This is a genomic window from Paraburkholderia phytofirmans PsJN (assembly GCF_000020125.1).
GTDB lineage: Bacteria > Pseudomonadota > Gammaproteobacteria > Burkholderiales > Burkholderiaceae > Paraburkholderia > Paraburkholderia phytofirmans.
Genome location: NC_010681.1, coordinates 1,420,516 through 1,434,262, shown reverse-complemented (window position 1 = coordinate 1,434,262; position 13,747 = coordinate 1,420,516). Strand labels below are relative to the sequence as shown.

The 13,747-nt window shown below is 63.8% G+C and carries 13 protein-coding genes; 8 read left to right on the top strand and 5 right to left on the bottom strand.

Features of this window, described 5'->3' with window-relative positions; translation table 11 throughout:
• Window positions 1–206 precede the first annotated feature (206 nt).
• A complete protein-coding gene (locus tag BPHYT_RS06285) occupies window positions 207–707 on the bottom strand; it encodes a GAF domain-containing protein (protein WP_012432311.1) in 501 nt (166 codons plus the stop codon).
• Window positions 708–885: 178 nt separating this feature from the next.
• Window positions 886–1,311: a TOBE domain-containing protein gene (locus BPHYT_RS06280; RefSeq protein ID WP_012432310.1), complete on the bottom strand. Its 426-nt coding sequence runs from the start codon at window positions 1,309–1,311 to the stop codon at window positions 886–888.
• 265 nt (window positions 1,312–1,576) lie between these two features.
• Between BPHYT_RS06280 and BPHYT_RS06275 the strand changes: the two genes are divergently transcribed.
• From BPHYT_RS06275 to BPHYT_RS06240, 8 genes are all read left to right on the top strand, one after another.
• A complete protein-coding gene (locus BPHYT_RS06275) occupies window positions 1,577–3,172 on the top strand; it encodes an SH3 domain-containing C40 family peptidase (protein ID WP_012432309.1) in 1,596 nt (531 codons plus the stop codon).
• Window positions 3,173–3,301: 129 nt separating this feature from the next.
• Window positions 3,302–3,769 (top strand): VOC family protein, encoded by a 468-nt coding sequence (locus tag BPHYT_RS06270; protein ID WP_012432308.1) that lies wholly within the window; start codon window positions 3,302–3,304, stop codon window positions 3,767–3,769.
• A 36-nt stretch (window positions 3,770–3,805) separates the two neighbouring features.
• Window positions 3,806–4,279 (top strand): VOC family protein, encoded by a 474-nt coding sequence (locus BPHYT_RS06265; RefSeq protein WP_012432307.1) that lies wholly within the window; start codon window positions 3,806–3,808, stop codon window positions 4,277–4,279.
• A 157-nt stretch (window positions 4,280–4,436) separates the two neighbouring features.
• Complete coding sequence (locus tag BPHYT_RS06260) at window positions 4,437–5,648, top strand: MFS transporter (protein WP_012432306.1); 1,212 nt, start codon at window positions 4,437–4,439, stop codon at window positions 5,646–5,648.
• A gap of 524 nt (window positions 5,649–6,172) precedes the next feature.
• Window positions 6,173–6,655 (top strand): Csu type fimbrial protein, encoded by a 483-nt coding sequence (locus tag BPHYT_RS06255; RefSeq protein WP_049869140.1) that lies wholly within the window; start codon window positions 6,173–6,175, stop codon window positions 6,653–6,655.
• 17 nt (window positions 6,656–6,672) lie between these two features.
• Window positions 6,673–7,404 (top strand): fimbrial biogenesis chaperone, encoded by a 732-nt coding sequence (locus BPHYT_RS06250; RefSeq protein WP_012432304.1) that lies wholly within the window; start codon window positions 6,673–6,675, stop codon window positions 7,402–7,404.
• A 255-nt stretch (window positions 7,405–7,659) separates the two neighbouring features.
• Entirely contained in the window at window positions 7,660–10,122 is a 2,463-nt protein-coding gene (locus BPHYT_RS06245) for a fimbria/pilus outer membrane usher protein (protein WP_167315753.1), read from the top strand.
• Between the two features lie 71 nt (window positions 10,123–10,193).
• On the top strand, window positions 10,194–11,150 hold the full coding sequence (locus tag BPHYT_RS06240) for a Csu type fimbrial protein (RefSeq protein ID WP_012432302.1): 957 nt from the start codon (window positions 10,194–10,196) through the stop codon (window positions 11,148–11,150).
• A 24-nt stretch (window positions 11,151–11,174) separates the two neighbouring features.
• Here BPHYT_RS06240 and BPHYT_RS06235 read toward each other — a convergent pair whose 3' ends face one another.
• The 3 genes from BPHYT_RS06235 to BPHYT_RS06225 form a co-directional block, all read right to left on the bottom strand.
• The gene (locus BPHYT_RS06235) at window positions 11,175–11,501 is read right to left on the bottom strand and encodes a hypothetical protein (RefSeq protein WP_012432301.1); all 327 of its coding nucleotides are present in this window, start codon (window positions 11,499–11,501) and stop codon (window positions 11,175–11,177) included.
• Between the two features lie 91 nt (window positions 11,502–11,592).
• Window positions 11,593–12,396, bottom strand: a complete 804-nt coding sequence (locus tag BPHYT_RS06230; protein ID WP_012432300.1) for a transglutaminase-like domain-containing protein — start codon at window positions 12,394–12,396, stop codon at window positions 11,593–11,595.
• A 164-nt stretch (window positions 12,397–12,560) separates the two neighbouring features.
• Window positions 12,561–13,493: a transglutaminase family protein gene (locus tag BPHYT_RS06225; protein ID WP_012432299.1), complete on the bottom strand. Its 933-nt coding sequence runs from the start codon at window positions 13,491–13,493 to the stop codon at window positions 12,561–12,563.
• Window positions 13,494–13,747 lie beyond the last annotated feature (254 nt).

Below are 13,747 nucleotides of genomic sequence, written 5' to 3'. Positions count from 1 at the left end.
GTCGGCGGGCTGGCGGTCGCAGTGGCAGTTGCAGCGACGGAACCCATGCATGTCTCCAAACCTGGTGAGGTTCGTCGTGCTCATGAGTTGTTTCGAGCGCGCGGCAGAGAACGATAGCGGGATGAGGTTCACCGACCCATCCCCTGAACTGCATTGACTCTATGTACGGAGAAGCATACGGCGCCGCCCCGTCGCCGCTGTGTTTTTTACGCAGCGCGCGGCAACGCCGCTTCGATAAACACCGCGCATAGCGCTTCCATGCCCTTCGCGTCTTCTTCGTCGAAGCGCGCGACGCTCGGACTGTCCACATCCCACACGCCGATCAGCGTGCCGTCCGGCGCGACGAGCGGCACGACGATTTCCGATTGCGAAGCCGAATCGCAGGCGATATGGCCGGGAAACTCGCGCACGTCGCGCACCACCTGCGTTTGCCGCGTCTGTGCAGCCGTGCCGCAGACGCCCTTGCCGAGCGGAATTCGCACGCACGCCGGCTTGCCCTGGAACGGTCCGACGACCAGTTCCTTACCATCGTGGAAATAAAAGCCGGCCCAGTTCAGATCGCTGAGCGAATGAAACACGAAGGCGGAAAAATTCGCGGCGTTGGCGATCCAGTCGGTTTCGCCGGCGAGCAGCGAGCGCGCCTGCGCGACCAGTTCTTCATAGTGCGCGGCTTTGGGCAGATGCGAGGCGGAGGAGACTTCGAACATGACGGCGTCCGTGATGAAAGCGGAAAGAGGAGCAGCGAGTCGTGCAGTTTAAAGCAAGCCGCCATTTCCTTCACGGCATGCCGGCGCCGCGCGACGACGGGCGCACAGAGTCAAGCCCTCTTTCGTTCCGGGTCCGTCAGGCCTGCCAGCCTCGGAACCACGCGACAATACACGACGACTACTGATCGACGCCGATGATCACGCTCGACGCCTTGAAGATTGCCGTCGCCGCTTTGCCGTTCGCGAGGCCGAGGCGATCGACGCTCTCATTGGTGATGATTGCCGCGATCTGCGCGCCGCCGGCACTGATCGATACTTCGGAATTCACCGCGCCCTTCGTGAGCGCCGCCACCGTACCGGCGATGCAATTGCGCGCCGACACCTGATTTTGCGCGACGTCGACCATCACGATCACCGACGAAGCCTTGACCAGCGCAAAAGCTTTCTTGCCCACCGCGAGGCCGAGCGACGCCGCGCTGCCGTGGGTGATGATCGAGACGATCTCAAGGCCGTCCTGAGTGCGCAGCGTGACTTCGTCGTTCACGGCGCCGTGTTTGAGTTCGGTGACTTCGCCGGCGAATTGATTGCGTGCGCTGGTTTGCATGTTGTTCCTCTTGATCAGGCGGCCTGGTGCGAACGTTGTTTCGAGGCCATGCGTTGGGTTGAGCATTGAGTGTAATGAAACAGGCGCCGGCTGCGGCAGTCTGCGCGTGAAGCACGGTATCGCGCAGCCGCTATGGACGATGCGAACCTCCAATGCATCCGCATAAGCATTATGCATGGGTGCGCGCAACGCTGTGCCGCTACAACGTGCTGCACAGTGCGCCGACACCGTATCATCGTGCCCTAGACCTTCTTCGCCGAACCTCATGCCCGTTGCCGTCCTATCCCGCGTTGCCGCCGCCTGGCCGAACGCCTGCCGTGCCGCCGCGCTGTGCGCCGCCGTCGCGGCGATCGCCGCCTGCAGCAACCCGTCGCCGACGCACGACACCCATGCGCCGCTCGATACCGTCACGCTGTTTCCCATCGCACACTACGACCAGAACGTCGATCACTGGCTCGAACCGGACAGCCCGGGCTACGACCAGCCGTTCCTGAGTCCGGCGGATCAGCAGGCGCACTTCACAGCGCTCTACGCGCGCTATTTCGGCACCGGCACTGCGGCGCCCTCGCCGTGGAATGCCAGCTACGTCACGATGCGCGTCTACCGGCAGCAAGGCGCGGACATTGCCGCATTGCAGCAGCGGCGTATCGACCGGTTCGACAACACCGGCAAGAGCGGCGCGGACATCGGCTACGGCGAAAATTTCCGGCCGCACGACAAGGCGTGGATCGACGCCATCGCGCAAAACATGAATGTCGCGCAGTTCACGCAGATGGCCGTTTATCAGCCGCGGCGCCGCGCGATCGCCACCGGCAACCTGATGGTGCGCGAACTGCCGACCACCGATCCGTCGTTCTACGACCACCATCTGGCCGGCGAAGGCTATCCGTTCGACAACCTGCAGATCTCGGCCGTGCGTCCCGGCACGCCGCTGTATGTGCTCGGCGGCAGCGTCGACGGCGCGTGGCATTACGTGCAGACGCCCGACGTGCAGGGCTGGGTGCGCAGCGACGGCGTCGGCATGGCCGACGATCGCTTCGTCGATACATGGCGCGCCGCAACGGGCAAATCGCTCGGCGCGGTGATCGTGGCGTCGGCGCCGGTGCGCGACAGCCGCGGCGTGTTCCGCTTCGACGCGCCGGCCGGCACGCTGCTGCCGATCGAGCCCGCCAACGCCGCGCGGCCGGCGCAAGCCAAGCCTGCGGCGAGCGACATTGGCGCCGTAGCCGGGCCGGCAGCCGCGCGTCAAATACTCGTCCCGGCCCGCGACGCCGACGGCCAGGCGTTGATCCGCAGCGCCGCCCTGAGCGACGCGCAAATCGCGCCGGCGTCGCTCGCCGCCACGCCGCGCCATCTGGCGATGCTGATGAAAACGCTGATCGGCCGCCCCTACGGCTGGGGCAATAGCGGGCTCTACAACGACTGCTCGTCGGAACTGCAAAGCATCTTCGCCGCGTTCGGCGTCTGGCTGCCGCGCCATTCGTCCACGCAGATGAGCGCCGGGCGCATGATCGATCTGTCGTCGTCCACGCCCGCGCAGCGGCTCGACTATCTGGCGCAACACGGCGAACCGTTGCGCACGCTGATCTACATCGGCGGCCACGTGATGCTGTATATCGGCAACACCACCCGCAACGGCAGCGCGGTGCCGGTCGTCTATCAGGACGTATGGGGCTTGCGGCCCGCCGACAACAGCCGGCGCGCGGTGATCGGCGGCTCGGTGATTCTGCCGCTGTTCGAACACATTCCCGAAGACGCCACGCTGCAATCCCTCGCGGCGACGCCGACGTTCCAGATCAGCATCCTCGGCGCGCCGGCGCCGTCCGCCGCGCCGCCGGACGAGGACAATGCCGCCGGTTGAGACGCGCGCCAAAAAATATTTTTTCCGGAGTGTCGATTCAACGGTCATGTACTCGTCGTAACGTTGAAGACCTGACTCGACGAGTCGGTCTTTCAACTCACGAACCTGTTACTTCAAGGAGTCGCCGTCATGTCCAGCAACGCTGTCAAACCGATCCCCGAGGGAATGCATTCGCTCACCCCGTATCTGATCTGCGCCAATGCCGCCGAAGCCATCGCGTTCTACACGAAAGCCTTCAACGCCGTCGAACAGGTCCGCCTGCCGGGCCCGAACGGCAAGGTCATGCACGCCACGCTGAAGATCGGCGACTCCATGCTGATGCTGACCGACGAATGGCCCGAGCACCAGTCGTTCGGCCCGAATACGCTGAAAGGCACGCCCGTCACGATTCACTACTATGTGGAAGATGTCGACGCCAGCTTCAAGCAGGCAGTCGACGCCGGCGCGACCGCCGTGATGCCCGTCACCGACATGTTCTGGGGCGATCGTTACGGCCAGGTGAAAGACCCGTTCGGCCATAGCTGGTCGTTGGCCACGCACAAGCGCGACCTGAGCCCGGAAGAAATCCAGAAAGGCATGATGGACTGCATGAAGTAAGGCACGGTCCGCCCGGTGAGAAGGAGGAGAAACGTCATGCAAAAGATTGCGCCGTGCCTGTGGTTCGACGGCAATGCCGAAGAAGCGGCACGCTTCTATACGTCCGTGTTTTCCGATTCCCGCATCGCCACCACAATGCACTACACGGATGCGGGACCCGGGCCGGAGGGCGAGGTGCTGGCCATCACGTTCGAGATCGAAGGCCAGGAGTTCATGGCCCTGAACGGCGGCCCGCAGTTCCCCTTCACGCCGGCGATTTCGCTGTTCGTGCACTGCAAGTCGCAGGAGGAAATCGACCGTTACTGGACAAAGCTCCTCGACGGCGGCAAGGAGTGGCAATGCGGCTGGCTTCAGGACCGCTTCGGCGTCTCGTGGCAGATCGCGCCCGACGTACTCGGCGAGATGCTGCGCGACCCGGACACAGTCAAGGCGAGCCGCGTGATGAAGCAGATGATGAGCATGGTCAAGCTCGATATCGCGCCGCTCGAAGCGGCTTATCGCGGCGCCTGAAGTACGCCCCTGACCGCGCGTCGCCGGCGTCGGCGCGCGGTCCGCTTGCAACGCGCCGAGCACTCACGGCGCAGCGCAGCGAGCTTGCCGGCCTGGGACGCGACGCCTCCATCTTTGATAGGATCGGTCTCGGCTCATTAACGGCGGGACATGAACGGTGCGCGTCAACCATCAGGCTTTCTTCTGCTCGCTGTTTGTCGCGCGTCTCGCCGATCAGGTCCTGCTGTTTCTCGTGCCGCTCGTCGTCTTCCAGACCACACATCAAGTCTCGTGGTCGGGCCTCGCGTTCTTTATCGAAACGCTGCCGCGCTATCTGGTGTTTCCTTTCTTCGGCGCCTTGTGCGACCGCATCTCGCCGCTCAGGTTGATGCGCGTGAGCCAGACGGTGCGGGCGCTGGCATGTTTCGGCGGCATACTCGCTTATGCGTTGTTCGGCGGCATCGGCTGGTTGATCGCGCTCTCGGCGGTCTGCGGCGTGTTGACGAGCCAAGGCTTGGTCGCGCGTGAAGTCATGCTGCCGCAAATCTTCAGTACGCAGCAGTTTCAGCGCGTGCTTGCCTACTCGCAGTTGGCCGATCAGTTGGGGTTCGTGCTCGGTCCGATGCTCGCCGCACTGCTGCTCGGCTTGTGGCGTTGGGAATGGGTCGTCGGCGCAACCGGCACGCTGTTTCTCCTCGCCGATGCCGCACTGCTGCTGTGGCACCGCACCAGCGGTTTTCGCGCCGCCGAGCCGCCGCCCCCGGCGCCGGGCCACTGGACGCTGCCGCTGCGTATCGCGCTGCGGCATGTGCTGATGCTGCCGGGCCTGAAGAAAGTCGTGCTGCTCGCCGCCGCTGAAAATCTGGTGATCGGCGTGACGCTCGCCACGTCCGCCGCCATGGTGACCGGCCTTCATGCGCAATCGAATCGCTACTATGCCGGACTGCAAACAGCCGGCGCCGTGGCTACGGTGCTGATTCTGTTGACGATCGCACGCGCCGCCTGGCCGGCGCGCACTTTGGGACTGGTCGCCTTCGTCTCGATCTGCGCGGGCGGCGTGATCGCCGGCGCGAGCGCGGCGCCGTGGGGCTATGCGCTCGGCTTCCTGCTGATCGTCGGCTTCGACAAGATGTTCAACGTCTACATCCGCAGCGCGCGGCAACAAATCATTCCAGCGCAAGACTACGGCAAGACGACCGGCGTGGTGATCCTTCTAAACAACATGACGCAGCCGCTCGCCGGCTTGCTGGTCAGCGTATTCTCGGCGCGCACGCAAACCGGGCCGCTTATCGTCATTCTTTCGCTGACGATGGGCGGCATCGGCGCGGCGGTGTCGATCGGTGCGGCGCTGGTGCGGAGGAAGCAGCGCGCACTGGCGCTCGGGGAATGAAGTCGCGTTGGCTCACCCGAATGCCGTGATTCATATCGGACGCTGGGCGCGCCATTACATCGACTTTCTCGCCTACGCACCTTTCAATAGGCCAATCAAAATTTCTTAAAAAAATTCGATTTGCATAATTATGCATTCGCAATTGCCACCACTCTATAGTCACGCAAAATTATCAATTAGAAAAAAATACCGCATTTAGGTAATTGCCCCAGCCATCATTCAGAACAAATTTCCCGCCCCCTCCTCAAGATCCAATCAGGGCGAGCCTCTTACGCGGAATTCGATATCAATTCATTACGCAATAATTTGTACGATCCAGAAAGTCTGTGTAGACTAATTTTCATCAATCCTATTGACTACTCACATAACGCGATTATCCAGCACGGCATTTTCAGTAATTCATCCCGTTATCTGGCGGGTTCGATTCTAATGACCGCGCAATGACAACCGGTGTTTCGTAGGCCCGAGAGAGAGGTAGCGTGATGAAACAAAAATTGCTGTCATCCAGCTTGATCGTCGCCTTGATGTTCGGCTTGCCTTTGCAGCTCGCGCACGCCGCGGTTTATTCGAACGGCACCGCAGTCACCACCTTTACCGTCACGCTCACGCTCAACGCCAATTGCTCGATCAGCGCCAACCCGCTGAACTTCGGCACGAACGGCGTGCTCGCCACCGCCATCAACCAGCAGACCACGGTTGCCGTGACCTGCACCAACACCACGCCGTACAACGTCGGGCTCGACGCCGGCACCGTCACCGGCTCAACCGTGACCAATCGCCTGATGGCCGGCACCGCCACCGGCAACACGTCCACTACCGTCGGCTTCCAGCTGTATCAGGACGCCGGCCACACCACGGCGTGGGGCAACACCCAAGGTACGAATACCGTCAGCGGCACCGGCACCGGGTCGGCGCAATCGATTGTGGTGTACGGTCAGGTGCCCGCGCAGACCACGCCGAAACCTGACACCTACCAGACCACCATCACCGCCACGGTCTACTTTTGACGCGTCGTGCGAGCGCCATGAGCGCGCCTCGCCGGCTCCTGGCGGCATGCGCCTGCGCGTGGTGTCTGAGTCCGACATTCGCGCACGCGGCCACGCTGCAGATTTCGCCCGTCATGGTCGACATGGCGGCCGAAGCCAACGCCACCGGCATCACGCTGAAAAACCCCGGCGAGAAGCCGCTGTTCGGTCAGGTGCGCGTGTTCCGCTGGGATCAGGCTAACGGCGACGACACCCTCACGCCGACCCAGGACCTCGTCGCCAGCCCGCCGCTGATCCAGATCGCCGGCCATGCCGACCAGTTGGTGCGGCTGGTGCGCACCGCGCCAGCGCCATCCGCATCCGAGCAGGGTTATCGCGTGCTGATCGACGAGTTGCCGGAAGCCGACGCCGCGCCGACCAGCGGCGTGACGATCCGCCTTCGCTACTCGGTGCCGGTGTTCGTCGAACCGGCCGTCGACGTCGGCCAGCCCAGGCTGTCGTGGCATCTATCGCGCGGCACCGGCGAGCAAGCCTGGATGCTGCGCGTCGACAACACGGGCCGTAGGCGCGCGCAAATCGCCGCCGTGCAATTGATCGACAACGCCGGCAACGCCTACCCGATCAACAAGGGACTGCTCGGCTATGCGCTTGCCGGGCGTCAACGGCACTGGCCGATCACGCTCCCCGACAACGTCGCGCAGAACGGTCCGCTGAAGGTGCGCGCCGCTGTCAACTCTTTGCCGGCTGAAGCCAGCGTGACTGTCGAGTAAACATGCGAGGGCATAAGACAGCCGGCGAGCACACGCCGCCGGCCACGAGCGCGCCCCGGCCATGGGGAACGGACACGATCGACCGCCATTCAACCAATGAGAATGACACGACGGCGAATACGTCTTGGATGGAAACCGCATGCCATCGCGCTCGCAGCCACGTTGTACATGCTGGGCATGGACCGGGCCGAAGCGCAGCCTTCACTGCAGTTCGCGGATACGGGCGTCGATGCGCGCACCGACTCGGACGTGGACATGGGCGGCCGTCACGCCGATGCCCGCGCGCCCACGCCAGCCGCCAACGTGGACAGCGCAAGGTCTGTCACAGCGAAGCCCGCGCAAGCTTCCGCTGCGGGCCGTGATCTGTATCTGGAAGTCATGCTGAACGGCCAACGCACTTCTTTGATCGCCCACTTTCGCGAAAGCGACGGCCGGCTCAGCGCGACGGCCAGGGATTTGAGCGACATCGGCGTCGCCACGGAGAAGCTCGGCGCCGCCGACACCGCCACGCTCGAACTCGACCAGATCCCTGGCCTGCGCTATCACTACGACGCCGGGCGTCAGAGCATCGACCTGCAGGTGCCCGACGCCATCCGCAAGCCATACACGTTCGACACGCGCGAGCTGGCGCAGACGCCGAACGCCACTGCGTCGCGCGGCTTTCTGATCAACTACGATGCGTTCGCGCAAACCGACACCAACGCGCAGTTCGCACTATGGAGCGAGCAACGCTACTTCGACCCGGCCGGTGTGTTGAGCAACACCGGCATTGCGTATCTATATCGCGATCTGCATCGCTACGTGCGATACGACACTTCGTGGAGCAGGTCGAATCCCGCGGCGCTCAGCACTACCCAGTTCGGCGACACCATTTCGTCATCGCTCGACTGGAGCCGCTCGATTCGCATCGGCGGGTTTCAGTGGCGCAGCAACTTCGCGCTGCGCCCCGACCTCGTGACCTTTCCCGTGCAGGCGCTGTCGGGCACGGCCGTGGTCCCGTCGGCGGTGGACCTGTATATCAACAACGTGCGCCAGTTCAGCGGCAACGTGCCGAGCGGACCGTTTATCGTCAACAACGTGCCGGGCATCACCGGCGCGGGCGAAGCCACCGTGATTACGCACGACGCGCTCGGCCGCACCATTTCGACTTCGCTGCCGCTCTACGTCGATACGCGCATGCTGGCCGCGGGCCTGTCGAGCTATTCGTTCGAAGCCGGCTTCCTGCGCCGCGCATACGGCATCGATTCGTTTTCCTACGATCCGCGTCCCGCCGTCAGCGCCACCGCGCGCCGCGGCATGAGCGACACGCTGACGCTGGAAGGCCACGCGGAAGCGACCGGCGGACTCGCCAATGCGGGCGCCGGCGCGCTGGTGCGCATAGGCATGGCGGGTGTGATCAATGGCTCGGTGTCGGGGAGCGCGGGTAAGCTGAACGGCATCCAACTCGGTCTCGGCTATCAACTGATCGAGCCACACTTCTCGATCGACGCACAAACCTTGCGCGTGTACGGCAACTACGGCGACCTCGCCGCGCGCGACGGCACACCCGTGCCCACCGCCACCGACCGCGTCACGCTGGCGTTGCCCTTCTTCAGCCGCCAGACGCTGTCGCTTAGCTACGTCGGCTACCGTTATCCCGGCGTGCCGGCGTCGCGCATCGGCTCGCTGTCGTACACGCTCAACTTCGGCAATCTCGCGTCGCTCACGCTCAGCACCTACAAAGACTTTCTGCAGCACAACGCGCAAGGCGTGTTTCTGACCGCGAGTTTCGGGCTCGGCAATAACACCGCGATCAACGCGAGCGTGGGCCGCCAGAACGGCCAGTCCACCTACAACGTCAACGCGCAGCGTCCACCCGATTACGCCGGCGGCTGGGGTTGGGGCGTGCAGGCGGGCGGCTCCGGCGCGGTGCCGTACCGTCAGGCGCAGGCGCGATATCTCGGCAGATATGGCCAGGTGACGGCACTTGCGCAGGACATCGACCGGCATGCGGGCGCCTCGCTCGACGTCACCGGCGCGATCGTGCTGATGGACCGCACCGTGCAACCGGCGCGCCGGATCGACGACGGCTTCGCGCTGGTTTCCACCGACGGCGCGGCGAGCGTGCCGGTGCTGCACGAGAACCGCGTGATCGGTACGACCGACCGCGGTGGGCATCTGCTGATTCCCGATCTGAACGCGTACCAGCACAACCAGGTCGGGATCGACAGCATGAATCTGCCTGCCGACGCGCGTATCGCCACGACCGCGATGGACCTCGTGCCGAAGTCGCGTGCCGGCGTGCTGGCGAGCTTCCGCGTGTCGCGCTATAGCGCGGCCTCGGTGATTCTGCGCAGCGCCGACGGCCACCTGATGCCGCCGGGCACGCGCGTGCACCACGTGGAAAGCGGGGTGGACACGATCGTCGGCTACGACGGCCTGACTTTCATCGAAAACCTGCAGCACGACAATCATCTGGAAGTCGAGAACGGCTCCGCGACGTGTAGCGTCGAATTCATCTACGAGCGCCCTGCTAACGGCTCGTTGCCGACCATCGGACCGCTGACCTGCGGCGCGCGTGGTTCCAACGCGGCAGCGGATGCAATGTCGGCCGCTGCGACGAATGCAGCGATGAATGCAGCAGCTAATGCAGCGGCAACCGCAGCAATGAACGCTACAGCGAATGCCGCGGCGAATGCAGTCACGGATGCCGCGACAAACGTGAAGGCAGCGCAATGAGGCGGTATCTTTTTGCCCTTCCTGCAACGCGTTCTGCTCGACAGCCTGCTGCCGCACGCAAGAGCAGCGCAATGAAACGGCTCCTGCTGCTCCTCGCACTATGCGCCCTGCTCGGCATCATGCCGCGCCACGTTAGCGCGCAGACCTGCACGGCGAGTCCGTCGGCGCTAAGCTTCGGCAACGTGAGCCCCATCAGCCTCAGCGCCGTGGCCGCAACCGGCAGCGTCACGGTGCAATGCACGTGGCCCGCGGTCACGCTGACGCCGAGTGTGCAGGTGTGCCTGAACATGGGCGGCACGACGCCGCGCCATCTGAGCGCCGGCAGCAACCAGCTGCAATACGATCTGTACCAGGACGCGGCGCATTCGCTCGCATGGGGCTCGAGCACGCTCGGCACGACGCCGATATCGCTGACGCTGGAGAAACCGGTGAGCGGCACGACCGCCTCAGCGACGGTCAATTTCTACGGCCAGATCGCCGCCAATCAGCCGGCCGTGCCGACCACAGGTAACAGCAGCACCAGTTATTCACAGACGTTGAGCCAAACCTCTCTGACCTACGCCTTCTTTCTGCTGCTCGGGCCGACATGCGCCTCGCTGACGACGAGCGCCGGCAGCTTCGGTTTCACCGTCAACGCAACGGTCGTCAACAACTGCCTGATCAGCGCGACGAACATCGCGTTCACGTCGACGGGCGTGCTCAGCTCCGCACTCAACGCGACTGGCGCGATCACGGCGCGCTGCACCAACGGCGACGCGTACCGGATCGCGCTCAGCAGCGGCTCGAGCGGCAACGTCGCGGCCCGGCAGATGCAGCGCTCAGGCGGCGGCGGCACGGTGAATTACCAGCTCTACACGGATTCAGGCCACACAAGCGCCTGGGGTGACGGCACGGCCGGCACCACGATGGCCACCGGCACGGGTAGCGGCAATGCCCTATCGATCAACGTGTATGGCCGCGTGCCGGCACAGAGCACTCCCATGCCGGGCAGCTACAGCGACACGATCACCGCGACGATCACTTTCTGAGGAAAGCCCGATGCGAGGAAACCACTAAAAGTTGACGGTCCAGACGGTGTGTTGCGTGTCGTGGGTGGCGACGAATTCGACTGGCTGCGTCGCGTTGCGTGCAGTGTCGGCTGGCGTGCCGGGATCGAACCCGGCCTGCGTGATCTGGAACGGCGCCCCGTGGATACAGGACACCTCCGGCTGATTCGCCGTACTGATCAGCGCGTCGGCGGACTGCACGAGGCAGGCTTCCTGCACGGTCAAACTTACCGGGATCGAAGCGAGCTCCAACGGCGCAGCCTGCAAAGCATGCACCGACGGCATGGCGAGCAGAATGACTGCGGACGTAGCGGCTAAAGCGCGGAACATCATGCTGTTGACAGATCAGTTCGTGAAGCGGGTGTGGATGCCGAACATGTCGGCATTTCACGTCTGAAACTTTAGATCTTTATCCGCCACGCAGCTAGACAGGCTCGCACACCACCGCGAATTTCAACAGCTGCGTGGGCCCGAACGCATTGCTGAGCGCCACGTCGGCCGCGTCGCGTCCTCGCGCCATCAGCACACGCCCCGTGCGCGGCGCGTTGTTGCGCGGGTCGAACGTCTGCCAGCATCCGCCGACATAGGCCTCGAACCACGCGGCGAAATCCATCGGGGCGTACGGCGGCGGCAGGCCGACGTCGCTGATATAGCCCGTGCAATAGCGCGCCGGAATATTCATGGCCCGGCATAGCGCCACGGCCAGATGCGCGAAGTCACGGCACACGCCTTTGCGCTCCTGCCAGGCCTGCCATGCGGTCTTGGTCGAACGCGCAAAGTCGTAGCCGAACACGATGTGGTTGTGCACGTAATTGCAGATCGCATCCACGCGCCCGCGGCCGAGCGGCAGCTTGCCGAAGGTCTGCCACGCGAATTCGGAGAGCAGATCGGTTTCGCAATAGCGGCTGCCGAGCAGAAAGACCAGCGTGTCGTCGGGCAGCATTTCCACCGGATGCTGTTCGGTGTACGGCGGCCGCGTCTCCGGCTCGGACGATACTTCAAGCACCGCGCTCGTCGAAAAGGAAATCTTTCCCGGCGGCGCCACCAGCCGGCTGCACAGATTGCCGAACGAGTCGCGATACTGGCTGATCGGCACCGGCGGATCGACCGCCAGCAAGTCGGGATTCAGCACTTCTTTCGCATGCGAATAGTGGGTGTTCAACATCAGCATCATCGGCGTCGGTTGCACGCACTCATAGACCAGCTCGTAGCCAACGCGCAATTTCATCGCGGCGCCCTCTTCCAGTTGAAACATTCAATTGACGCGCACGGCGAGCCGCCCGAAGCGGCACTCCCCGCAAACACGTTTCGATTCGACACGCCGTGACTCGCGGCGCGCGTTCATTCGATCTTGATCGCCCTTGCTCGTCCGTATGCGCCGGGCTTTGACTGTCATTCGCCTTCCGTCACGCTCACGTCCACCTGCAAACCGCGAAACGAATGCGGCGCGCCATGCCATGTGCCCCACAAGGGCAGCGCCTGATAGGCGTTCCACGCCACCGCCACGCGAATCAGATGGCGATTGCCGACGATGCTGTTGGTCGGATCGAAATCGACCCAGCCGGCGCCTGGCAAATAGATCTGCAACCACGCGTGCGTCGCGCCGCCGCCTTGCGTGGCGCCGCCGCCTTGCGTGGCGTCGTGCTCGGGAACGAATATGTAGCCGCTCACGAAGCGCGCCGCGAGGCCGAGCGAGCGCACCGCGTCCATCATCAGCACGGCAAAATCGCGGCAACTGCCGCTGCGGCTGCGCAAGGTGTCGCCGGGACGGTTCACGCCTTTTTCCGTGCGCCGCACATAGAAAAACGTGCTCTTGATTTCGAGCGTCATGGCGCGCAGGAGCGCCATCGTGCCACTGCCTGCGGCGCCGCGTTTGCTGCCTGCGGCGCTCTTTGCGGCAACACCCGCGGTCGGCACGAAACGGCGCGCCCACTCGTCCACGTCGCTGTCCGGATACTGGCGGCTGCGCGCGTTCACGAGATCGGACGCTTCCTCGTTGGTGTAGGCGAACGGCCAGTTCACCGCATACGGTTCGAGCGCGTAATCGGGCATCGGCGCTTCGAAGTGTTCGAGTGTCACTTCGCTGTCGAAGCGCAATTCGTTCGCTTTGTCCGCGAAACTCGCGACCGCCACCGAGTTGTCGAACACGTCGTGCAGCCAATGCAGCCGCGACGGCACGGGCGTGATCACCAGCTTGTTGGTGACAAGACGCAAATCGTGGCTCGCGCGCGGCCGGAACATCATGCGATGTTCGCCGAAGCGCACGGGTTCCGAATAACGGTAGACGCTGACGTGGCGCACCGTGAAACGCTGCGGCTCATTCATCCGGCCGCCCAATGGATGCTGCCGGGTTCATCCTGTCCATCGCGTTCACGCTTGTAAAAAGCCGCGGCCACAGCGGGCAAAAAGCGCGCAGCGCGGTTTTGATCTTCAATGAGCCACGGCCGGATAGCGGTGTGGTCGAGTGCTCTCAAACAGAAACTAACGGGTTGAGCATACACCCGCCATATTGGTTGAAAACATTCATTTGGCCCCGGCATCGCGCGCGCGAAGTTATCAACAGAATCTGTTTGCAAATC